20 protein-coding genes and 2 pseudogenes are annotated in these 21,412 nt (G+C 41.3%); 6 read left to right on the top strand and 16 right to left on the bottom strand.

What is annotated here, in order from left to right; all coding sequences use genetic code 11:
- Positions 1-123 precede the first annotated feature (123 nt).
- Positions 124-819 (top strand): class I SAM-dependent methyltransferase, encoded by a 696-nt coding sequence (locus DP114_RS17415; RefSeq protein WP_169264028.1) that lies wholly within the window; start codon positions 124-126, stop codon positions 817-819.
- A gap of 1,464 nt (positions 820-2,283) precedes the next feature.
- Positions 2,284-3,984, top strand: coding sequence for a tetratricopeptide repeat protein (locus DP114_RS17420; protein WP_171976685.1), 1,701 nt, complete (start codon positions 2,284-2,286; stop codon positions 3,982-3,984).
- A gap of 70 nt (positions 3,985-4,054) precedes the next feature.
- On the opposite strand, the gene DP114_RS17425 is transcribed toward DP114_RS17420, so the two are convergent.
- The 6 genes and pseudogenes from DP114_RS17425 to DP114_RS17450 all read right to left on the bottom strand — a co-directional run bounded on the left by DP114_RS17425 (position 4,055) and on the right by DP114_RS17450 (position 9,544).
- Positions 4,055-4,993: a tetratricopeptide repeat protein gene (locus DP114_RS17425; protein ID WP_370469287.1), complete on the bottom strand. Its 939-nt coding sequence runs from the start codon at positions 4,991-4,993 to the stop codon at positions 4,055-4,057.
- A 106-nt stretch (positions 4,994-5,099) separates the two neighbouring features.
- Positions 5,100-5,435: a cytochrome c6 PetJ gene (gene petJ, locus DP114_RS17430; protein WP_171976687.1), complete on the bottom strand. Its 336-nt coding sequence runs from the start codon at positions 5,433-5,435 to the stop codon at positions 5,100-5,102.
- Positions 5,436-5,584: 149 nt separating this feature from the next.
- Positions 5,585-5,911 (bottom strand): annotated as a pseudogene (locus DP114_RS35055) (DOMON domain-containing protein); the annotation flags it as partial.
- Between the two features lie 82 nt (positions 5,912-5,993).
- On the bottom strand, positions 5,994-7,511 hold the full coding sequence (locus DP114_RS17440; protein WP_169264032.1) for a reverse transcriptase domain-containing protein: 1,518 nt from the start codon (positions 7,509-7,511) through the stop codon (positions 5,994-5,996).
- A gap of 522 nt (positions 7,512-8,033) precedes the next feature.
- Positions 8,034-8,225 (bottom strand): annotated as a pseudogene (locus tag DP114_RS17445) (DOMON-like domain-containing protein); the annotation flags it as partial.
- A 146-nt stretch (positions 8,226-8,371) separates the two neighbouring features.
- Positions 8,372-9,544: a phosphotransferase enzyme family protein gene (locus DP114_RS17450; RefSeq protein ID WP_171976688.1), complete on the bottom strand. Its 1,173-nt coding sequence runs from the start codon at positions 9,542-9,544 to the stop codon at positions 8,372-8,374.
- A 506-nt stretch (positions 9,545-10,050) separates the two neighbouring features.
- Here DP114_RS17450 and DP114_RS17455 point away from each other — a divergent pair.
- Together DP114_RS17455 and DP114_RS17460 are read left to right on the top strand one after the other, a co-directional pair.
- Positions 10,051-10,470 (top strand): element excision factor XisH family protein, encoded by a 420-nt coding sequence (locus DP114_RS17455; protein ID WP_169267472.1) that lies wholly within the window; start codon positions 10,051-10,053, stop codon positions 10,468-10,470.
- Positions 10,458-10,793, top strand: a complete 336-nt coding sequence (locus DP114_RS17460) for a XisI protein (RefSeq protein WP_169267471.1) — start codon at positions 10,458-10,460, stop codon at positions 10,791-10,793. Before DP114_RS17455 ends, DP114_RS17460 begins: the two co-directional genes overlap by 13 nt.
- A gap of 94 nt (positions 10,794-10,887) precedes the next feature.
- On the opposite strand, the gene DP114_RS17465 is transcribed toward DP114_RS17460, so the two are convergent.
- The 7 genes from DP114_RS17465 to tmk form a co-directional block, all read right to left on the bottom strand.
- Positions 10,888-11,118 (bottom strand): hypothetical protein, encoded by a 231-nt coding sequence (locus DP114_RS17465; RefSeq protein ID WP_169267470.1) that lies wholly within the window; start codon positions 11,116-11,118, stop codon positions 10,888-10,890.
- Positions 11,102-11,377 carry a BrnT family toxin gene (locus DP114_RS17470; RefSeq protein ID WP_169267469.1) on the bottom strand — a complete coding sequence of 92 codons (276 nt, stop codon included), beginning with the start codon at positions 11,375-11,377 and terminating at the stop codon, positions 11,102-11,104. The genes DP114_RS17465 and DP114_RS17470 overlap by 17 nt, the downstream gene beginning before the upstream one ends.
- Positions 11,378-11,532: 155 nt before the next feature.
- Positions 11,533-11,868 carry a XisI protein gene (locus tag DP114_RS17475; RefSeq protein WP_169267468.1) on the bottom strand — a complete coding sequence of 112 codons (336 nt, stop codon included), beginning with the start codon at positions 11,866-11,868 and terminating at the stop codon, positions 11,533-11,535.
- A gap of 99 nt (positions 11,869-11,967) precedes the next feature.
- The gene (locus tag DP114_RS17480; RefSeq protein ID WP_169267467.1) at positions 11,968-13,488 is read right to left on the bottom strand and encodes a hypothetical protein; all 1,521 of its coding nucleotides are present in this window, start codon (positions 13,486-13,488) and stop codon (positions 11,968-11,970) included.
- A gap of 129 nt (positions 13,489-13,617) precedes the next feature.
- Positions 13,618-14,217 (bottom strand): Uma2 family endonuclease, encoded by a 600-nt coding sequence (locus tag DP114_RS17485; RefSeq protein WP_171976689.1) that lies wholly within the window; start codon positions 14,215-14,217, stop codon positions 13,618-13,620.
- Positions 14,218-14,261: 44 nt separating this feature from the next.
- Entirely contained in the window at positions 14,262-15,461 is a 1,200-nt protein-coding gene (locus DP114_RS17490) for a n-acyl-d-glucosamine 2-epimerase (protein ID WP_171976690.1), read from the bottom strand.
- Positions 15,462-15,847: 386 nt separating this feature from the next.
- Positions 15,848-16,513: a dTMP kinase gene (gene tmk, locus DP114_RS17495; protein ID WP_171976691.1), complete on the bottom strand. Its 666-nt coding sequence runs from the start codon at positions 16,511-16,513 to the stop codon at positions 15,848-15,850.
- A 171-nt stretch (positions 16,514-16,684) separates the two neighbouring features.
- Between tmk and DP114_RS17500 the strand changes: the two genes are divergently transcribed.
- A complete protein-coding gene (locus tag DP114_RS17500) occupies positions 16,685-16,867 on the top strand; it encodes a hypothetical protein (RefSeq protein ID WP_169267463.1) in 183 nt (60 codons plus the stop codon).
- Positions 16,868-17,180: 313 nt separating this feature from the next.
- Here DP114_RS17500 and DP114_RS17505 read toward each other — a convergent pair whose 3' ends face one another.
- The 3 genes from DP114_RS17505 to DP114_RS17515 all read right to left on the bottom strand — a co-directional run bounded on the left by DP114_RS17505 (position 17,181) and on the right by DP114_RS17515 (position 20,698).
- Complete coding sequence (locus DP114_RS17505) at positions 17,181-17,702, bottom strand: hypothetical protein (protein ID WP_171976692.1); 522 nt, start codon at positions 17,700-17,702, stop codon at positions 17,181-17,183.
- Positions 17,703-18,297: 595 nt separating this feature from the next.
- On the bottom strand, positions 18,298-19,077 hold the full coding sequence (locus tag DP114_RS17510) for an MBL fold metallo-hydrolase (RefSeq protein WP_171976693.1): 780 nt from the start codon (positions 19,075-19,077) through the stop codon (positions 18,298-18,300).
- Positions 19,078-19,114: 37 nt separating this feature from the next.
- Complete coding sequence (locus tag DP114_RS17515) at positions 19,115-20,698, bottom strand: phytoene desaturase family protein (RefSeq protein WP_171976694.1); 1,584 nt, start codon at positions 20,696-20,698, stop codon at positions 19,115-19,117.
- Between the two features lie 317 nt (positions 20,699-21,015).
- Here DP114_RS17515 and DP114_RS17520 point away from each other — a divergent pair, with 317 nt between their 5' ends.
- A complete protein-coding gene (locus DP114_RS17520) occupies positions 21,016-21,357 on the top strand; it encodes a hypothetical protein (protein ID WP_169267460.1) in 342 nt (113 codons plus the stop codon).
- Positions 21,358-21,412 lie beyond the last annotated feature (55 nt).

Genomic DNA, 21,412 nt, shown 5'->3' on the forward strand with positions numbered 1-21,412 from the left:
AACTATTTCTTTAGTCATCAATTGCTTGGCTTAGGAACAGTTTGTGCTTGCCTTTTTGCAAATAGCTTTTAGGCTCCTTACTGCCCATTATAACAATCGTAATCTACAGATAGTGAAAGTCAAATGAAAGACATCTTTTCTTGCCCAGAAGAATCTAATTTCTATTCCAGTTGCTTGGAAAACTTGGTTTTGAGAAATTGTAAAAAATCGGAATGTGTTGTTGAATTTGGCTCCGGAGATGGCAGTCCTGTTATTAATTCACTCTTGAAAAACAGGTTTGATGGTGTGATACACGGATTTGAATTAAATCCTTCTGCTTGGAAAGCCGCTAATTCAACGATAGATGAATATAATCTTGGTCATAAATACATCATCTCTAATTCCAGTTTGTTTGATTCTTCTCAACGAGAAGCAGAGTATCTAGTAGCTAATCCACCTTATCTCCCAGCACCAGATAATGATATTTATATACCTTTGTTATTTGGTGGAGAAGATGGAGCAACAGTTACCAACGAACTCTTATCATTAGGTTATGACAATGTATTACTTTTAGTCTCTAGCTTTTCTAACCCAGAAAGTACAATTCATCACGCAAGAGCCAACGGTTACTCTGTAAAGAATTTCGTGGTTTTACCTTTGCAATTTGGCTACTATAGCTCTGAGCCAAAAGTTAAAAAACACATAGAGGAATTACGAAAAAACAAAATGGCTTTCTATTCTGGCGATTATTACTTTTTAGCTGGTGTTTTATTTCAAAAGTCTCAAGAATCTAAGGTTGATTTATCTAATGAGTTAGCTCAAGTCATGACAAGTCTGTAAAATAGACTGTGGAAAATTTTCTCAACATATTTCATAGTAAAAAAACTTCTTGAAGTATTTCTGTCCTGCTTCAAGAAGTTTTTTCACAAAAAATAAAGATGATGATTTCATGTATCGAGGGTATAGCAATAAATGTCCAACTTATCATATATATACCGACGTACTTACTTGAAAATTCAGCATTGCTCTTCACTGTGATCAACTCCTAGGTAGTCAGCCAATTTTGGATTTTGGATTTTGGATTGACTCCACCCTAAAGGTGACTCGAATTTTTGATTTTAGATTTTAAATTTTGGATGAAAAATTACCGGATTAGGGTTTGTAACGAAAAAACTCAATCCCCAATTCTTTAATCGCAAATCTAAAATCTAAAATTGCCGGATTTGGGATTGAAGAATTAATTTCGTCCTAAAAGGCTTGCCCTGAGCTTGCCGTATGCGCAAAGCGCACGAATCGAGCGAACGCGTAGCGTCTGGTGAAGGAGACAGGGACGAGGCTTGTACCGACTAACCCCAATCTAAAATTTAAAATCTAAAATCTAAAATCGTTTCGGTCACAGCGTGCTGGTACTTGCAAAGAGCACCATTATCACATTTTAGATTCAATTATGAAAATGATTGTTGCTCAAAAGCATCATTTAGAAAAAACTCTCGGTTTAGAGCGAGGGGCATTTTTCGGCAATTCTAGATACAAATAATAGTTATCCGGAAAATCGTATTCTTCAGACGTTTTAGGACTAACTGAATACTTTTTAATAAGTACTCTTCTAGGAAAACCATAAATTTTTTCAAACATTTATCTAGGAATTTTATTAGCATTCATAGTTAATTCATTTATACTTAGTAAGGTAAATACCAAAGTCAGTCGATCAAGTTACCTGCTAGATGTAAAAAAGTTTTGCATAAATCGGGGTAAATGTCAATGTTATTGATTTGTAGATATCTCAAACGTGTAAGTGTCCCCATTGTCTAGGTACTAAATCTTCTGTTCTGATTGAGCATGAAACAAAAAGATCATTTCCGCTCTTAGCGCCGGTACAGTCAAAAAGGAGGCAAAAAACCTGGTTTCTCTCTGTCGGAAAACTTGATAGATCCTATGCTCAACTCGAAGAAACCGGGTTTTTGGGATTAATGTACCGGCGCTCTAGAAAATATATCTAAAAGTAGATGTAATAATTTTATTATTAATTATTATGAGCAAATAGTGTTATTTCGGATACACAGAATGTTATATACTAAATTTGAAATGAGTCACAATTTGGATTTGGTTTTTAACAGGATATTGACTGTAACCGCTTTAGCAGCCAGTAATTAGCCAGTTCAAAGGGCTTTTTCACTCGCATTGCACAAGAAAATTGAGTGTCTTTAATTACTGGATAAGCAGAATACCACTTAGATAAAACTACCTGTTATTGATAAGATACATTTTTCCAAAAACCAACCTTTGAAGATCTATCAAAGAAAGATGAACTCACAACCCCCACTGCCTAACAATGAATTGGATAGACTCAATTCACTGCGCCAGTATCAAATTCTTGACACTCATCCGGAAAAAGTCTTCGACGATTTAACCTTCCTAGCTGCACAAATTTGTCATACTCCAATTGCGATCATTAGCCTTCTTGATGGGAGTCGGCAGTGGTTTAAATCGAAGGTAGGTTTAACAGCACCTGAAACAAGTCGGGATCTTGCATTCTGCGCTTACACCATTTTGCAGGAGAAACCATTAATCGTCAGAAATGCGTTGGCAGACTCTAGGTTTGCAACAAACGCCTTGGTACTAGGTGATCCGAACATTCGTTTCTACGCTGGCGCACCCCTGATTACACCTGAGGGATTTAGACTTGGATCGCTATGCGTCATTGATATTATGCCTCGGGATTTGAGTCTGGAACAGGTGGAATCACTACGGGTATTGAGTAGTCAGGTGATGGCACAATTTGAGTTGCGGCGTCATGCGATAACTTTATCACATAATATTATTCAACAACAGCAGGCAGCACAACAGTTTCGTCAGCAACATGATTTTATTGAAGTCTTCTACCGCCGAGGAGAAGAAAAGGCTCGAAAAGAAGACTACAAAGGAGCCATTCTAGACTTTAACGAGTTCTTGAGGCTCAATCCCAACGGCTTTAAGGCTTACTATAACCGAGGGCTTGCCCGTCAAAAGGTAGGAGACTACCAAGGTGCAATGATAGATTTTGATAAGTATCTGCAATTCAATCCTAACGATGTTGAAGCTCGCCAAAATCGGGGGTTACTCCGCTTTGAGTTAGGAGACTACAAAGGAGCAGTTGCAGATTATAGTAACGCCATGCATCCCCTACCTAACAATTTGATTGCTGGTGATATGGGGTTTACTTACTCTGAAGTTGAAAAAAAAGAAGCAGTTGTAGAACACACCCATTATTTGGAAATCCATTCCAGTGATATGGATATGGACACTGATATCAATATCAGCCAGACTCACACTCACTCTATCTTGGAAAATGACAGTAACACATTTGAGGATAGCATCCAGTATCTGCCATTTAATTCTGACGATGCGGAAGGTTACGTTACCTTAAGTCACACCCAATATCAGCCTGAAGAAAGTACCGCTACTCTGTTACTAAGTTCTAATGAAGCCAAGTTATATCTTCAACGGGGTAATGCTCGTTGTGATTTGAATGATTATAGTGGCGCGATCGAGGATTACACACAATCTTTGAAGATGGATCCTCACGATCCACAAGCATATGTCCGCCGGGGAAATGCTCGTTTTCTACTCAAAGACTATAGGGGTGCAATCGATGATTATACTCAGTGCTTGTGGATAAATCCGAATGATGCTAAGACTTACATTAGCCGAGGCAATGTTTATTGTGAATTAGAAGATTACACTGCCGCAATTAAAGATTACACTCAGTGTCTAGAATTGAATTCCAACAATGCTGAAGCTTACATTAATCGAGCTAATGCTCGCTCTCGGCAAAAAGACTACCATAGTGCAATTGAAGATTACACCGACTTTCTACGGCTAAATCCTAACGATGCTAAAGCTTATATTAGCCGGGGTAACGCCCGCTCTAAGCTCAAAGATTATAGCGGTGCTATTGAAGATTACAAAAGAGTTTGGTCAAAAGCCATTGAGCAATTACCTAAGCTTTCAAGCGAACAGATGTAAGTAGAAATTAAGTTGAGAGGGTTTTTCAATCGAAAAACTCTCTCAACTTAATTTCTCACCCAAGAAAAGCTCACCAAAATGAAACAAGAGCTATTTCTGATAAATATAGAAGTTCCTGCCGTAAATTCTTCAACAAAGCTAAAGTTTTTTCGTATAAGGTGGTTTGTCCCAAGGTTGCAAAATATTTAACCGCGTTTTGTAAGTCCGGTATTGCAGCCTGTTCATAACCTAGCTCATGATAAGCTATACCTCGGTTAAAATAAGCATGAGCATCGTTAGGATTCAACTTCAGTGACTCAGTAAAATCCTGAATGGCATTTTTGTTATCTCCATTTTTGCCAGCAATACAACCTCGGTTAAAGTAAGCTCTATAATCCTGAGGATTAAGACGAATTGCTAGAGAAAAGTCGTAGTTGGCTGCTGGGAAATCTTGCAACTGGAAACGAGATATCCCTCTGTCATTGTAAATATCCGCAAGTAAAGGACTAGGGTAGGGAGAAATTTGACTTAAGGCTGAATTATAGTTTGCTATTGCTTGTTGGTGATTTCCCAACATAGCATTGGCAATCCCTCGGTTATAGTAGGCTCGGAAATCATAGGGTTTGAGTGCGATCGCCTCACTATTATCAGCGATCGCAGCCGGATAATTTCCCTGTCTGTACTGGGCAAGTCCACGGTTCACGTAAGCCTCAGCACCGTTTGGTGCATTTTTTATCGCCTGGTTGCAATCTGCTACCGCCTTCTGATAATCTTCTAATTGAAGATAAGCGAAACATCGATTACTATAAGCCGCAGCAAAACTGCTCTGGCGCTCAATTGCTTGAGTGAAATCTTTGATAGCTTGCTGATAGTTGTCGTTCAGCACATTTTTGACTCCCATCTTAAAGAAGTCATCCCCTGTGACTTGGGTGCTGGCTGTAGCTGACAAGTGTATTGGTGAAATCAGCACAAAATAAGCAAGTACCACAGCAACACCAAACTCAAGCGTGAATCGAAAACAGCGATTCAAGCGATTCATAAGAATGTCTCACATTGCTAGCAGAACAAAATAGTAGGTAAGGCAAATGCCCTACCTATTAAGCTGATGCTTGTATTTAGACAACTAGTACTTATTTTTACTTCCAACCATTATCAGCTTGTCCGAGCACATATGCTGCTACATCTTCAATTTGCTCAGGTTTTAAACGACCTTTGAAGGCAGGCATGGCACCTTTACCTTTTGTCACTTGGGTGATAATAGCTTCTTCTGAGTACATATCAAACTTTTGCAAAGCCTCTTTTTTTAAGGTTTTGGCAGCGTTAACTAAGTTCTTCCCACCCGCATGACACTGAGCGCAATTGGCACTGAAGAGTTTAGCTCCCTTAGCAGCGTCTGCTGCAAGAGCTGGAGAATTGAAGGCAAAGGTAAAAATTACCATCACCAACAACAATACTGAAAAAATCTTTTTCATCCCGTGTTCTCTGTGAAAAGGCATATTCTTTAAGAATCACCATAATTTTGATGTTTCCAGCAGTTTTTGTCAAACGACAGGCTGTCAAACTTGGCTACTACAAAATGACTGCCAATATCGAAAAACTTCACGAAATTTTAACTTTAATTTCAAGACGCAATGATGAAACTGTCTCTTCGGTGAAAGTCAGCCTCAGTTCCTCGATGAGTCAACGCCCAGTAAGACACTTCATTTCTATATTTAATGACGGTGGTGATCGCAATTTCAAGGGCTTGCTCTGCTGGGATGATTTTATCTAAATTGACATCCAACTCAAGTGTGAAACTGTCCGATAGAAACTCAACATGAAACGGGAGTGTTGTAAAAGCTGTTTCTTCTTGCATTCCTTGACGATACGCTTCAAAGCGATAGACATTCCAGTCTCCAGCTGGGGAGAGATTGAATTCCCAATACCGATCAGAATTCTTGACAGTTAGAGTCGAGGGAAGGTACTATCCTTCGCCCCTCTCCTACAGAACCGTACGTGCCCGTTTCCGTGCATACGGCTCCTAGATGTTCTTAGGGTTGTTGTTCCCTTTTGCCCATGTGGATATAGTCGTGACAGCTTTCGTGGACTGCTAGAAGGTTTTTGGGCTTCCAGTTTTGATGGTTACCATCTACGTGATGTAGGTGGACTTTTTCACCTTCAGTCATTTTGAGCTTGCAGTACCCGCATGTATGGTTTTGCTTCTTTAGAGCTTTAGAGGTTTCGTCTGTGTATAATTTACTGTTGCGTTCACTCCAGTAGATTAAATCTCCGTCGAATGGGGATTTATTACCTTTTACATTTATGTAGGCATTTTCTGAGTATGGGACGGCTGGAAAAGCTTTCTTTATTAAGCTTGTGCTCAATTCTTTGCTATTTTTCTTTTCCTTGTTGAATACTCTGAATGCTCTATGATTTATGTGCCAAAGTGAGAACTTTGATCCATCCATCTTGCAAAATTGGTGATAGTTTCTCCATCCTCTAACTAGTGGAGCCAGCTTTTCAGCTTTTTCACTAGAACCATAATTGGAGCAGTTGACAATGGCTTTTACTTTCTTGCGGAATGTTCTGAAGTTATCCACTGATGGGACACTTCTGAATTTTCCATTTTTCTGTACTTTAAAATTCCATCCTAGGAAATCAAAGCCTTCTATCGTTGCTGTAACTTTGGTCTTTTTTTCACTTACCTTCATTCCTCTTTCTGCTAGGAATGTGCTAATTCTTTCAAGTATTTTCTCAGCTTTGTCTTTTGGTTTGAGGATTATTACCATATCATCGGCGTACCGAATTGAGTAATGAATATCCTCTATACCGTTAAGCGCGATATTGGCTAGTAGCGGACTTACAACTCCACCCTGTGGTGTTCCTTGTTCTGGAAAGTCGGGATGTGTTCCTGCTTTTAGACATCGGAAAATTCCGAGTTTTACACCTTTAGGGGCTATCAATCTTTCCATGATAGCGGTGTGGCAAATCCTGTCAAAGCATTTTTCAATATCTAGCTCTATGACTCGCTTGTCCTTTCCATTTGCATAAGAGCGAAGGTTGTTGAACAGGATTTTTTGTGCGTCGTGTGCACTTCTACCAGGTCTAAAACCATAGCTCCGTTCGTGGAAAGTTGCTTCATGTGCTGGTTCTAGTGCGTATTTGGCTAAGCATTGCCAAGCCCTGTCAGCAATAGTGGGGACTTTAAGAATCCGGGTTTTCCCGTCCTTTTTTGGAATCGGAATTTCCCGTAGTTTGCTATGATGCCACTTGTGAACGTGCTTAGAGAGTCGTTTTTCAAGTTCAAAGCGTTCCTTAAAATTAAGGGACTTTTTGCCATCAATACCCGCCGTCTTTTTACCAGTGTTGAGCTGTGTTACTTGTCGAATAGCAAGCATTCTTGCGGCTTTAGAATTCAGAATGAGTTTTTGTAAAGACCGCGTTTTTAGCAGGTCATTTGCTCTAACTGCTTGATACACCCGTTTTTGTAGGCGAAATAAATCAGCGCGGTATTGTTTCCACGGTTGATTTTTCCAAGATTCACTAGTGCCGTCACTGTGCCCAATCATGCTCTACTACCTCGTTGTGTATTTCTGAACATCCTGCAACAGTTACGTTGCATCCTACCCGTGTTAAGGGAGTTCGGTATCCCGTCTTACTTACCCAAGGTTTTCGACCTTTCCTTGAGACCCTTAACCCGTTTTTCCTCGTTCCTCAATCAAAATTGTTTTGTGTTTTTAGGTGTAACCCTTTCAACCATTAGAATCCCTTACTCATGCTGCTTACCCTTGGATGTATCAGCGGGATTGTCTCTAATAAAGTCAGGTCTAGCTTATGTCCTGCTCGTACTTGGGTTGCTTTCTTAGGTTCAGTTTCACCATGAACACTCCTGTTAGCGCCAGTGTCACCGCATAACCGATGTCTGATTGCGCATTATGTCCAGCTTCACTCTGTAAGATTCCGAGCTTACTCGGTGTGGACATTAGAGTCACCTCTGAGTTTGAGGGGAGGGGCTTTCACCCTCATTTTGATTGAAGTTCAACCTCTTGCGAGGTTGGATAACTTATGAATTAGGCTATCAACGAGTCGCACCCAAGGAAGAACTCAAAGCAGGTGTCTTTCCACAGTTCGTGCTTTCGTGCTGGTGTGTCTGATGGTGTAGGAATTGCAACTTCTTTCAAATCACCAACAAGGGCGTACTGGATGGTGAATTGATTCGCTTGTCGGGCGATATTGCCTGTAATCTTTAAATTAGATATTGGTTCATACGAAGTAGGGTTCAAAACCTCACCCCTGCCCCTCTCCTTATTAATCAAAACCTCACCCCTGCCCCTCTCCTTATTAAGGAGAGGGGTGTCCGTAAGGACGGGGTGAGGTAATAACTGAGTATCAGCAGAAGGAAAGGGTTGCAAAGAAAACGTCTGGTTGCTCATTTCATATCCTGAATGATGTTGCGAATCGTTGTTTCCTGAGATTCGATGCTTTGGGTGAGTTGAAATTGGACAAGCGCCCTCGCAAGGTTGTGTTCTGAGTGTTTCACCTTGAAGTAGACATTTCCTGCTAAATAGTCAGTAAAGAATCTCAGTCCCAACTCAAACGCAATCAGACGGATTGCATCGTATATGTAAGCATAGTCATTCTCGGTGAGAAACGCCTTTGCCACAGAGAGATAGCCCTGTAGAATTCCCTGACACAAATCAGTATCGAAAGAAACGCTTTCCCACTGTTCAGTTTCTTCTCCAGCGAGATTGCAGCCCGATCGCAAACAATCGCCAATATCGTAATGTACCAAACCTGGCTTAACAGTGTCGAGGTCTATCACACTCACGGCTTGCTGGGTTACAGTGTCGAACATAACGTTATTGATTTTTGGATCACCGTGCATCAGGCGCAGTGGTAGGTTACCTGTGGCTTTGGCATTTTCAAGGACATGTGCGACGTTAGTGCGATCGCTCACAAATTGCAAGCAGTAATTCACCTCCGGCGATTGGCGCGGACTAGTTTTCGCCAAAACTTGCTCATAGTGCTGAAGATAAAGCGGCGTAATGTGGAACCCTTCTAGGGTGTCAGCAAGTTTTTCCGGCGGCAAGTCGCTGATAAGATTGTGGAACATCCCCAGAGCGTAGCCAATTTCTTGGGCGTGTGACTTATCGTGCATCGTGTCGAAAGACTGTGCGCCTTCAATAAAACTGATTGCCCGCCAAAACGAGCCCTCCGGGTTCGCAGTCGCTTCAAGCCGGGGAACCCGTCCAACGCGCTGCTCACCGTCAGCATCTCTCCAGTGATCTTGAGCATCCTTGGTTAACAACACCCGAGGTACTTCCCAGCGGCGGCTGAGACTTGCATTTTGTAGCCGTTTATGAATATGCTCAGTGAAGGTACGCATATTCTGCATAATCAGTTGTGGCTGACGAAATACCTGTGTGTTGATGCGTTGCAGAACAAAATGCTGTTCCTCTGGAGAATCTAGACTCACTAAAAAAGTATCGTTAATATTACCACTTCCCAAAGATTGGACGTCCGTAACCTTCCCTTGTAGGGTAAATTGCTTGGCAATAGCAAAAAGATTGTCTGTATTCTGTGTCTTGAGTTCTTCTGTCATCTTCGTCTTTAACCTGCGCGACTCCCCACGTCATTGCACGAGGCAATACGAGATATCGTAGCTTAACTCAGATCTTGCACCTTCCCCTGAGTACGCCTTGAACTAAAGTACCCTGCGGGAAGCCGCCTCCGGCGTCTACAAGGCTCATAGTCAAAGTCCGTTAAAACGGACTGGAATGTATATTCAGTAAGCTTTAGCTTACTTGAATTTTAAGCCAAGAAATTTATTTCTTGGCGGATCCAAAAGCTGGTGCAAGATATGAGTTAACTCATCTCAGTGTTAAATGACTCCCTCCCCATCGTAGCGCCCCTCTGGAGCCAGATGTGCCGATAACCTAATAACTGATAGCAAATAACTGTTAAAAGAAATGAGGTTTCGCATTAGAACTCATGAGTGGTAAAAAGTCAATACTCATGACCAATAACTAATGATTAAAGAAGTTTAGTCAAGGATTTTTTGGGATACCTTACTGATATAAAATCAGATTAACAGGTGTGCGAGGGATAATGTTAGCCAAAGACCGATTCTACAAAGCACTCAAAAAAGGTCTTGAGAAAGAACAGTGGGTGATCACACATGACCCTTTGAGGATTTTGTTTACTGAGGAAGATGAAATTAGAGTTGACTTGCTTTCAGAACGGCTGTTAGTAGCTGAGAAATTCGGAGAAAAGATTGCAGTACAAGTCAAAAGTTTTTTGAGTGACTCAGCATTTTTTGATTTCCATATTGCTCTGGGTCAATATTTAAATTACCGTTTAATTTTAGAATTAAATAAGACAGAATACACCTTATATTTAGGTGTTCCTATTGCTGCTTATGAGTCATTTTTTCAACATGATTTACCCAAGGCGTCAGTGAGCAAATATCAAGTCAAACTGATTGTATACGATCCAGTGGATGAGGTAATAGTCAAATGGAAAAATTAGAATTTTATCGTCAGTGTATCCAAGAACTCTTGAAAGAATACAGCAAAAGTACACTGAGTAATGACGAAATTGAGGTGCAAACAATTTTTGATACACAACAAGATCATTATCAAATTGTTGATTTGGGATGGGATAAACATCGCCGCATCTACTACTGCGTTATGCATTTAGATATTAAAGACCGTAAAATCTGGATTCAACGCAACCAGACTGATAAATTGATTGCTGATGAATTGGTAGCAATGGGTGTGTTAAAGAATGATATTGTGTTGGGTTTACAACCTGTGTACGTAAGAGAGTATACGGGCTATAGTGTGTCGTAGGGGTAAACAAATCTTGAATAGTTATTACTCATTCACAGAGATGGGCGTAAAAGTAACGTAGCTTAGTGCCAGTCATCGCACAAGGTTTTAACCTTTATTGGTGTTGAGTGCGTTGGCGTTGAGCAATTTGCATTAATAACCGTAATGCTTCGTTGACAGACTCATCAGTTGGAAATGCTTGTGCTACGTCAGGATCAAGTAATACGAGATTATTTCCAGCTTTATAGCGTTCTGCATACTTCCCCCGAACACCACCTGTCATTTTGGAAAAGTCGTATTCAGGACGTAGCTCATCCTCAAACTCGTTTTCAGTCTCCTTCCTCATAGAATCTCCGCTCTCGCCGTGTTGCTTCTCTTGCACTGATAATCCGGATACGCTCATCTTGATCGGTATGAGAAACCAGCAGCAAGCGATCATACCTGGATAATCCGATAGTAACGTATCGGCTCTCTCCTATCGAGTGGTCAGGATCTGGAAACGTTATCGATAGGCGATCGCCAAATACAGTAGCGGCTTCCTGGAATGAAACGCTGTGCTTTTTAAGATTTGTGTCTGCTTTATCAGGATTCCACTCAAATTCCATGCTTAAAGGTGCATTATCCGTTGTTTTACAGCGCTTATTCTTATAATAAGACCACAAATCGTAGGGTGGGCATTGTCCATAAAAGCTATGTGATGGACATTTGAGATATTCGTGGTAATGCCCACCAAAGCAGAAAACCGAAGATTAGTTCTTGCTCAAGCAACACCATAATCTGTGTACTGGCGCTTGTAGGGAGGTTGCAACCCCAGCACAATATCCTCTGGTGGTACTCCCATTTCGACTAATTCCTCTGCTGGATTCTGATCCGTTAAATTCTGCTGAAGCCAAATTTTTCCATCTTTAATGTCGAAATGCATCACGCATCGATAAACACGATTAAACTGTTGCCAACCTACATTCATCCACTGGTAATGATCTCGTTCGGTATCTAACATGAGTTGGACTTCTACGTCGTTATCTGAGATATCTTCACTGGCATAACGAGTCAGCAGTGTTTTAATATATTCTCGATATTTTGCTACCTTATCCACCGCACAATCACCTCATTTGCTGGATCATACACAATTAGCAGCACCTGATATTGTTGTACCGCAATAAATATCTCCAAATCAAGCCAGCGATTAAACTACTTACTGACTTTTATGTGAGGAGCCTCCGATTGGCTGTTCGATAGCTCTCTGTAAATTGTCTAATGAGTAATAGTCTATATACTTGCCTTCAAAACCTAAAATCCTTAGCATAATTCTATGGAACAGCGTCTGATACGCACTTGTAAGTTTACTCATTTCACGACGCTCTGCTTCATCAGAAGCATCTATTTGCGAATGTACCATCTTATTTCTAGCTTTCATCGCTTTTTCTTCTATTTCACCTAAAATTAATTGAATATCCGCAAAAAAATTTCTCAGGGTTCCATTTACTCCTAGTTGGTACGAATATGCTCCTAGAATTTTGTTTAGAACTTTCTCACCGTTCGGTTTAATCTTCAACTTATTTTCTATTGATGTTAATTCCTCTTTTAAAATTTCCTTAAATTCCCCTTTTGGGATATAATTACCTATTAATTCAATTGATCGATATTTACAATATTTTGCTGATAAAGTTTCGATTCCTGCTGCTAAAGTAGGTAAATTATCACCAATGGGTAATTCTTTCGATAACCAGTAACGATGTAAAGCACTTTTAAGATGTAATGGTTCTCTTAAAGACAAGTAATTGGGAATTAACTGTTGTAAAACTTCTTCTGTTTTTATATTAAAATCTTCTTGAAGCCTGACAGGTGGAAAGTCAGGCGATTGACAAGTCGTTATTAAATTATGACCTAGTGAGTAAGGGGGATTTTTAGCTATTTCTTGAATTGCATATCCAGACTTGTCAAACTCAGTTAAACCAATATTAAAAAGCTGACGACCAGCAATGAAACCAACAATTTCCGCTATAGATTCTCTTTCTCCTGATTCAGGTATTCCACCCCACTCTTCTCTATACTCAATACCTAAACAATTTGACCAATTAGGAGCAAGATACTTAGGTACATCATGAATAACAAACTTTAAGTTATCTAATTGAATGACTACATAGTCAAGCTTGGTGGTTTGATTATCAGGAAACTTAAAGTTAGTCTCTTCAAAAGATAGTCTATTTCTTGTATATTCTACTGCTAACTCCCTACTTGTCATACGAGTGTAGAAGTCTTCTTTTGGTCCATTAAGGTACCATTCCGTTAACCACGCTATTTCTTGAGAAGAATAAGATGTTTTGTATTTTTTAACAACATTAGATATATAAAAATTAACTTCAAAGTCTAGAAGAGATTGATTAAGATTATTACGATTACTGCTGATAGGGAATTGGCTACCAGAGTCAAAGAAGCATCGGTTGAATTTATAAAACCATACTTGGTCATCAACTTCTAAGTCTACAGGTAAGAAGTAGCCTTCTGTATCTACTTTCATCCATTTATCTATCCATATCTCTAGTTCATTTATATGAAAAAGCTTTCCAGTTAGTTTTGCATTTATTCTATATGAATCATCTCTATATATCTCTATTCTCTCTGCTCCAGGCGGTAATAGGTCTAATGAATTTAACACTTTTACTTCATATTTTTCCTGAAGTCCTTCCCATTCCAGTTTTGAAATAAATCTCATACTATGCAATCTACAGGGTACAACACAGTATAAGTGATATTTAGAGATATTTAATCCTTCAACTAAAGGATAAATCCAAGGTTAAATTCAGGAAACCAAAGCTTCATTGTCTTAATATAACGCGCTCACTTATTGGCTTAGGTTGGCAATTGCACCCTCTGGAAAAATCCGAATCAAGTCCAAGAAAGCATCTTCAAACCCAGGAATTAGCACCGACTGATTCACCAGAGAAATCTGTTTACTCAGATAGTTAAACTCACCTTGAATATTTTGATAAGGTTGACTGTAACGTTCTAATTGACGAGCGTGCAAATTTACGATCCAGTAATCGGAAATTCCAGCTTCTGCGTACAGCCTTAGCTTCGTTGTTTGATCATAAGTCAATGTGGAATCAGAAATTTCAACAACAAGCAAAATATCTTCGGGATAGGGATGGTGAGCAAGATAGTCAGCTTCATCTCCTCGTGCAATCACTGCATCTGGTTCAGGCTCACTATCTGATGGGAGAATGATAGGTTCTTGACAACGCACGACAGCTCTATCGCCTAGCAATCGATCAAATTGACGGCAAAGTCGAGTTGTACAAAATGTATGAGGTGTTCCCTTTGCAGTCTTTTGGATCAATTCTCCTCGAATCAATTCAATCCTATCTCCCTCCGTCAAAAATCCGAGTGAAATCAGTCGATGATATTCGTCGATTGTGAATCGTTTTGGTTTAACAACAGTCATGGCATTTATTAGATGTAGCGGCTTCCACCTTAAATGTAATAAATTTAATTTGCACCCAACGCCTCAAATTGTTGCCAACACAGATACAATGCACGCGGAACGTGAAAGCAACCCTTCCATTTGCCACCTTTAAGATTTAACAACACTTCTCCACGGCGATTGAGGTATCCAAACCACTCACCGCATTCTGGATCAGCAAAGTGCGACCAAGCGTAATCATGGATCTTGTGATACCATTCCCGACATGCTTCACGTTCTGTTAGGCGATTGCCTACGGCAGAGCTATGCTTAACGCCCATCGCCAATGCAACCAAAGACTCTAAATGAACCCACCAAAGTTTTTGATCCCATTCCAGTTGCTGTGGCGGATGACCATCTGCATCCATAAAATAATACAATCCGCCGTACTCACTATCCCAAGCAAAATTCAGGATATTTAGCACCACATCAACCGCTTGGTTAATCGTTTGAGTATCGTTGCGACGACGAGCAATTTCCATGATAAACCACATCGCTTCAATACCATGACCGGGATTTATCAGACGTCCCTCAAAACAATCAATGTGCGAACCATCCGGAGCAACATTTTCAAACATCAATCCGCGTTCTTTGTCAAGAAAATCGCTCATCACTTCTTGAACGGTTGCAGTCAAGACGTTCTCAAGGGTTTCGGTTGGTAGTAGCCATTCCATTTCTAGAGTCAGATTGGCTAAAATCATCGGTACTGCCAGAGATTTCATCGGACGCGTACCAGGATAGGTTTTGGTATACTTGCCTTTGGGGTTATCTTGGCGGCGCAAAACATTGTTGTAAGCTTGCATAGCTACATCTTTTGCCCATTCTTCGCCAGACGCAAGGGCATATTGGCTAAAAGCCATTGCTGCAAAGCAATCAGAAAACATATTGTAAGGCTGAACCAGTGGCTTCCCTTCACGGGTTAGGGCAAAGTACCAATTTCCGTCAGCATCTCGACCATGTTGGGCAAGAAAATTCGCGCCATTGCTGGCAATTTTCAGCCAGTTTTCGCGTTTTTCTAGCTGGTTGTAAAGCATGGAGAAAGTCCACACCTGGCGGTTTTGCAGCCAGATAAACTTATCTGTGTCATAAACTTTCCCCTGACGATCAAGACAGGTGAAATAGCCGCCTTGCTCCCAGTCAATCGAGTGTTTTTCCCAAAACGGGAGTACGTCATTGAGGAGCGCGTGTTTGTAAAATTCAGCAAGCTCTTTAAAGTTGTACTGCATAGATATCTGTTACTTAATCTGTTACCTACTTACATCTTGCACCTAACCGGAGTACGCCAGGAACTGAAGTTCCTGGCTAATAGCTTAAGTCCGTTAAAACGGAACGGCACATGCTAACTCCTGCGGAGACGCTGCGCGTTCGCCTCCGGCGTGCGCTTTGCGCTTACAAGTCGGGAAACCCGGACGCCAGATACCTACGGAGGGAGACCCTCTCCGTTTGCGTAGCGCCCCCTTCGGGGCTAGTTGCCACAACGGGGGGAACCCCCGCAAGGCACTTCTCTCTGCAGTACTGGCTCCCCAACGCAGTGCCTCCTAAAAGACTTACCCAGTCAGTTTTAACGGACTTGGGCTTTAAGCCAAGAAATTTATTTATTGGCGGACGAAAATTATGGTGCAAGATCTAAATTATCCTTTTTCTCGTCAATCCAAGCTTCTAGCCTAGCGGTTAAAATTGCCTGAATTTTTTGTTGTACAGCTTCTTGACTCAAGCTACCATCGACACGAACAATTTGCTCTGGGTGAGAGTCGGCTAAGTGTGCATATCCTTGCTGGACGCGACGATGAAAGGCTATTGTTTCTTTTTCAATGCGGTCAAGTATATCGCCACCTCCTCGTTTTCGAGCAAGTCCCACCTCAACATCAACATCAAACCACAAAGTTAGGTCACTTTCTAACCCGGATGTCGCAATGGTGTTTAGCTGATCAATTAAATTGATATCTAAACCACGTCCCCAGCCTTGGTAGGCAATGGTAGAGTGAGTGTAGCGATCGCACAAAACAATCGCCCCATCTTGGAGAGCTGGCTTGATAACTTGTTCTACGTGTTGCGATCGGTCAGCAGCATACAAAAGTAATTCAGTTTTATCTATAATAGAGTGAGAGCCTGCTTCTAACAAAAGTTTTCGCAGATACAACCCTAACTCTGTTCCTCCTGGCTGACGAGTCACAACTACCGAAGTCTGAAAACTTAGTAACCACTCCTGCGTGAGCTGTATTTGACTAGTTTTACCGCAACCTTCCACTCCTTCAAATACAATTAATTTACCCTTCATTTTTTTTATAATTTTTTCAAATTTTTATTATCTCATCATGACTAGCAGTTTACCTAGTCATCCTCGATATCACCCGATTGGGTGACCCAAATGGATGAAGTCTAGTTAATAACAAACATTGTATTCTTTGTATCAACGAGTAATAAACAGTAGCAATAAACAAACTTAACTATGAGTAATCAACAACAAGCAGATATGAAACTAGCATATCAAGCAGCGGCAGAAATGACATATATTGTAGCCGTTGGTTTGAGTAAAGTAATGGAAAAGCAGAAAAAAAGACCACTCATTAGCAAGCGACAAAAGCGAGTCAAATCAAAATCAGAATCTTCTATCGTTGGAAGTTCTATTTAATACATATTTTTAATAATACAGTGGTTCTGTTGTTGCACCCCACCAAGGTAGGGGCACAGTATGCTGTGCCTTGGATAATACCTGCTCACGCGTTGGTCAACCTTTTTCATTCCAGAGAGGTTCTATCTGCTTTCCCTTGGCATTCAGGCTCAACAAAACATGACACTCTGTATCAAAAACGAGTATTCAAGTTGAGCATTTTGTCAAGGAAGTTCCTAAAGGGAACCGCTAGCCCCTAAGAGGAGCCGGAGCTAACGCTAAGATTAACGCGTGAGCAACTTCACTCAAATCAACTACCCACACCAAACTCGAATCAAGATTTTGGAGATGGACTGGTTACGGGTTTAGCAGTACCAGATGCTGGTTTTGAACCCGGTTTCTGGTAATACCCTGCAACTTTTTTTACATAGTCAGCAGTGAAGCCGCTGTTGCAGCCTGTGTAGTTACCAGTCATCCACCAACAAGCAACACCACGCACAGCAGCCGTTTCATTGTTACCACTAGCAGTCAACTGCTTACTTAACTCCCGGCGTGTAATACATGAGACCACTTCGCGTGCTAACCCAGCATCACTGTCAAACTGCGCTGGTGTCACTTCCTTCTTAAGACAATTTTTTGACCAGCCTTTAAGGGTTTCTGGTTTGACTCGCCATTCACTGTAATATCCATCATCTTTACTACCACTTTTCGGCGGTGCTGCTTGCCGCAGTGCTTCTACCATAGCGTTTATTTGGTTTTGGGACGCTGACGACTGTGCTTGAGCTAAAGAAGATTCTGGCAAAACGAGTGAAGACAATCCAAAGCTCAGAAGGACTCCACTTAGTAGTAATCGCATTAATTTTCTCCTCACGACGTTAAACTTCTCTGTTATAGCAGAATTCGTAAAACTGAAAACTTTCAGGGTTGGATAAGTCTTTTTTAAACTTTGTTTCAACCTAGGAATCATTGCATAAAAATTTCGATATCTTAAAGAGAGCGCTTTATTGAAATCAAAAAAGTAGAGATAGCAAAGCGAAAATATCATGAACTTTGCTCTGGTTTGTCTTGCATTTAAACTTGTTTTTTTGCAATAAGTAAAAGTCTTGGTTGGAGGTGAGCACAATGACAGGAATGCTTTGGTTTGCAGGTTTTTGCTTTCTTTGGCTTATTGGTATAACCCTTTTAGCAGAAATTTGGTTTTTTGAGGAAGAGCAGGAGTTTTGACGACAAATTGTGATGTTTTCTTTTACAGAAGACGGTGAAAAAGCCTCGTCCCTTCTAGGATATTGTTGGCGAATCAGGAGTTATATACCGCACAGACTTGTTCCCAGTCTCAGACTGGGAATACAGTTATCAAGGCTCCGCCTCGCGTTTAAGGGGACGAGAGGCGGAGCCTCTGAGTTGGCATTACCTGGCTGAGCCAGGTAACGAGGGATAAAGTTTGAGGTTTCTTAAACATTCAACACTCGTTTTTCTAACTTCACCTCAAAGCGATCGCCTGGTTTAGGATCTATCACCTGCGTTGATAAATTGTTCTTTTCTAGTAACGAACGAAATTCCTCAATGCTTCCTTTCGTCTGAAGAAAAGAGTTAAGTAATCCCTCAAAAATCACATCTCCTCCAGCAGCGGTAGATATCATAACTTGAGGTTGCAACCACTGAGCAACTTCTAAGGCGTATTTATTCCCCTTGATAAATGCGCCAACTAAAGGTAAACCCAACTCAATCAAAGGAGTAATGACAATATCCACTGGAGGAATTTCCTTGAGTGTGGAGGAATGATTTCCATGAGGCTCGTAATAAAGAGTCAAACCGCTTTCCAATTCTTTGAGGAGATAACCATTTTCCACCAAATTTAGACCAACCAGTGAGCCAGGAGTTGCTTTAATTTCAACACTTTGATTCAGGGTGAAGCTTTGCCCGTGAGCAAGTGTTGTGATTTGAGTGTAATTTAACTGCTGTACAACTTTAGTAGCATTGGGAGAAGCTACGACTGGAATATTGTGGTCAAGTTGCTTGAGCGTTGGTGGATGAGCATGGTCTTCCAAACCTTGAGATAGCAAAATTAGGTTTATGTTCTCTGGTATTGGGCGTTGTTGCGATCGCGAGCCTTTAAAGAACCAATTCTGACCGCTAAAAGTTAACGAATCAACTAGCCAAGGATCAAGAAGTATCCTTTGTCCTCCGATTTCAATCAGCCAAGAATTGCTGTCTAACCAAGTTAAATACATAAACTTTTGTAAAGATAACACCTAAATTAATTATGAACTAACCAAGGTAACCAATGTCCTGAAGCATTTGGACATGCTTGTGTAAAGGTGCGAGTGTATTTGCAGTCGTCATCCCACTGGCGGCGACTGCAGGTAAACCAATACCAGGAAAAGTCGAGTCTCCACAACACAGCAGCCCTGGAATAGGTGTACCAGAACCAGGGAAGAAACCAATTCCAGCCTGAATAGCCGGACCATATGAACCTCTATGGCGTCGCAAATAGCGCTCGTGTGTCAGTGGTGTACCAACTAGTGTGACATCGCAACGCGATCGAATATCTGGAATAATTCTCTCCAAAGCTTGCCACATAACTTCTGCACGCAACTGCTTTTGTTGCGCATACTCCCCACTTTTTCGATTCATCCCTTGCCATAGTTCATAAGGTTCACTACCAGGAGTGTAAACGTGAATAACGTGCTTTCCCGATGGTGCTAATGAGGGGTCTAAAACGGAGGGAATAGACACCAAGACGACATTCTGAGGAGCAGTTACACCATTTTCCCAATTATTAACAACTATATAATGACACGCAAGGTCAGACCGTAATCCTTGTGCATCAATACCTAAATGGAGATGCATAAAACTATCGCACTCTGGTGTTGCTTGTCGTTCCTGAAACTTTTTTGGTAATGCTTCTTGTGGAATTAACTTCAGTGTATCCCATACCGAAGCATTAGAAATGACTGCCCGACGCGCTTTTATTTGTTTACCACCACGCAAACGCACACCCACAGTACGCTTGCTTTCTACAAGAATTTCCTCAACATGAGCGTTCAACATCAACTGACCCCCATGTCGTTCCAGTCCCCGTACCAAGGCGTTCACTAAAGCACCACTCCCACCGACAGGATAGTCAAGCTTAACGCCCGGTCGATACCAATCTGCAAACATAAATGCCATCTCTGCGGTACTTGTTCCATCTGCTGGTAGTCCAGAAAGAAGAAAACACAGCAAGTCCAGCCAGTTGCGTATGAAAGAGTCTTTCACGACACCGTCCATAATTCGGCTAAACGGTCCCGTGAGCTTGCCTATGTCTGCAATATGTTGAAATAAAGACGGGGCAAATCTACTCACAGTCATAATCGCGCCGACATCAAACCGCAAGGCTGCTGGCGGTAGTGCAGTTGCAGCACGCGCCAATGGTTCCATGACACGCTGTAGTTCACGCCATTCAACTACAGCCTCAGCACCACTAAACCGTTGTAGCACCTCACAAAACTGGTCAGTGCCAACTGAGGTGTCAAAATCTCCTTCTGGTAAACAGCAACCCCATGTATCGTAGGTGACGCAAGGTAACTCCTCACCAATTGCATCTAGTACTTGTTTGAGAGGATTAGTAGAGGGACTGTAGGATAAGCCAGAATAGAGTGATGGACCTGAGTCAAATTTGAATCCATCACGCTCAAAAGCATGCGCTGCACCACCTGGAATTGAGTGACTTTCGCAAACTGTGACATCAAAGCCATACCGTGCCAGAAGAGCTGCACAGCTTAAACCGCCAATACCACTACCAATGATGATAAAATCTATCTCTTTGTGACCTAAGATAGATGCTGTGTTAGAAGAAGTTTGATGTACCACTGAGCGTACCTTGTCCTAGTCTTGCGTCATTCAAGGATATTGTAATGCAACTTAACAATTCTTAAAACTGCACATAATGCCAAAAACCCGGTTGTTGTAACCGGGTTTTCAATAGAGATTGGGGTTATATCCCCCGTGGCTCATATAGATGTTTAGTTATAAAGGAGTCAACTAACAATATCTACAATCAGAGGTTTATCTTTTCCGGAAAATCACAATATTTTTTTTGCAGTAGGTTATAGGCGCGTCTGGTACAGGTTCTAGGAATTGACGCTAAATTAGTGCTGGGTGTTTGAGACTATTTTGAGGATTTAGTTATGCGTCGAATGTCAGTAGCTACTTTTTTCATCCTAGTGCTGAGCGTGTTTTTTACTACTGCAACACGTGCTGAGGAGCATCAACCCTTGACTAGCTTGGTGATGCGCGATCGGGTGATTACCATTCACAATGGTTCAAACGGATTATCGTACACAGTCAGGACTCAAGATGGTGCTGTATTGGATGCTCAACTGAACGAAGCTCAACTACAAGCGAAGTATCCTGACGTATATGACACTGTTCGTCCAGCAATTGCAAATAGCGAAAAGACTGGTGGCTCAATGATTTGGGGTGGAATTTGGCGTGAAACTCACGCTCCATCTGATGTTTTACCTAAATAACGCCTAACAGGAGTTCTGCGTAGATAAGAAAGCTCAGTTGCTTTCTTGGAGCTGG

This window comes from Brasilonema sennae CENA114, assembly GCF_006968745.1.
Taxonomy (GTDB): Bacteria; Cyanobacteriota; Cyanobacteriia; order Cyanobacteriales; family Nostocaceae; genus Brasilonema; species Brasilonema sennae.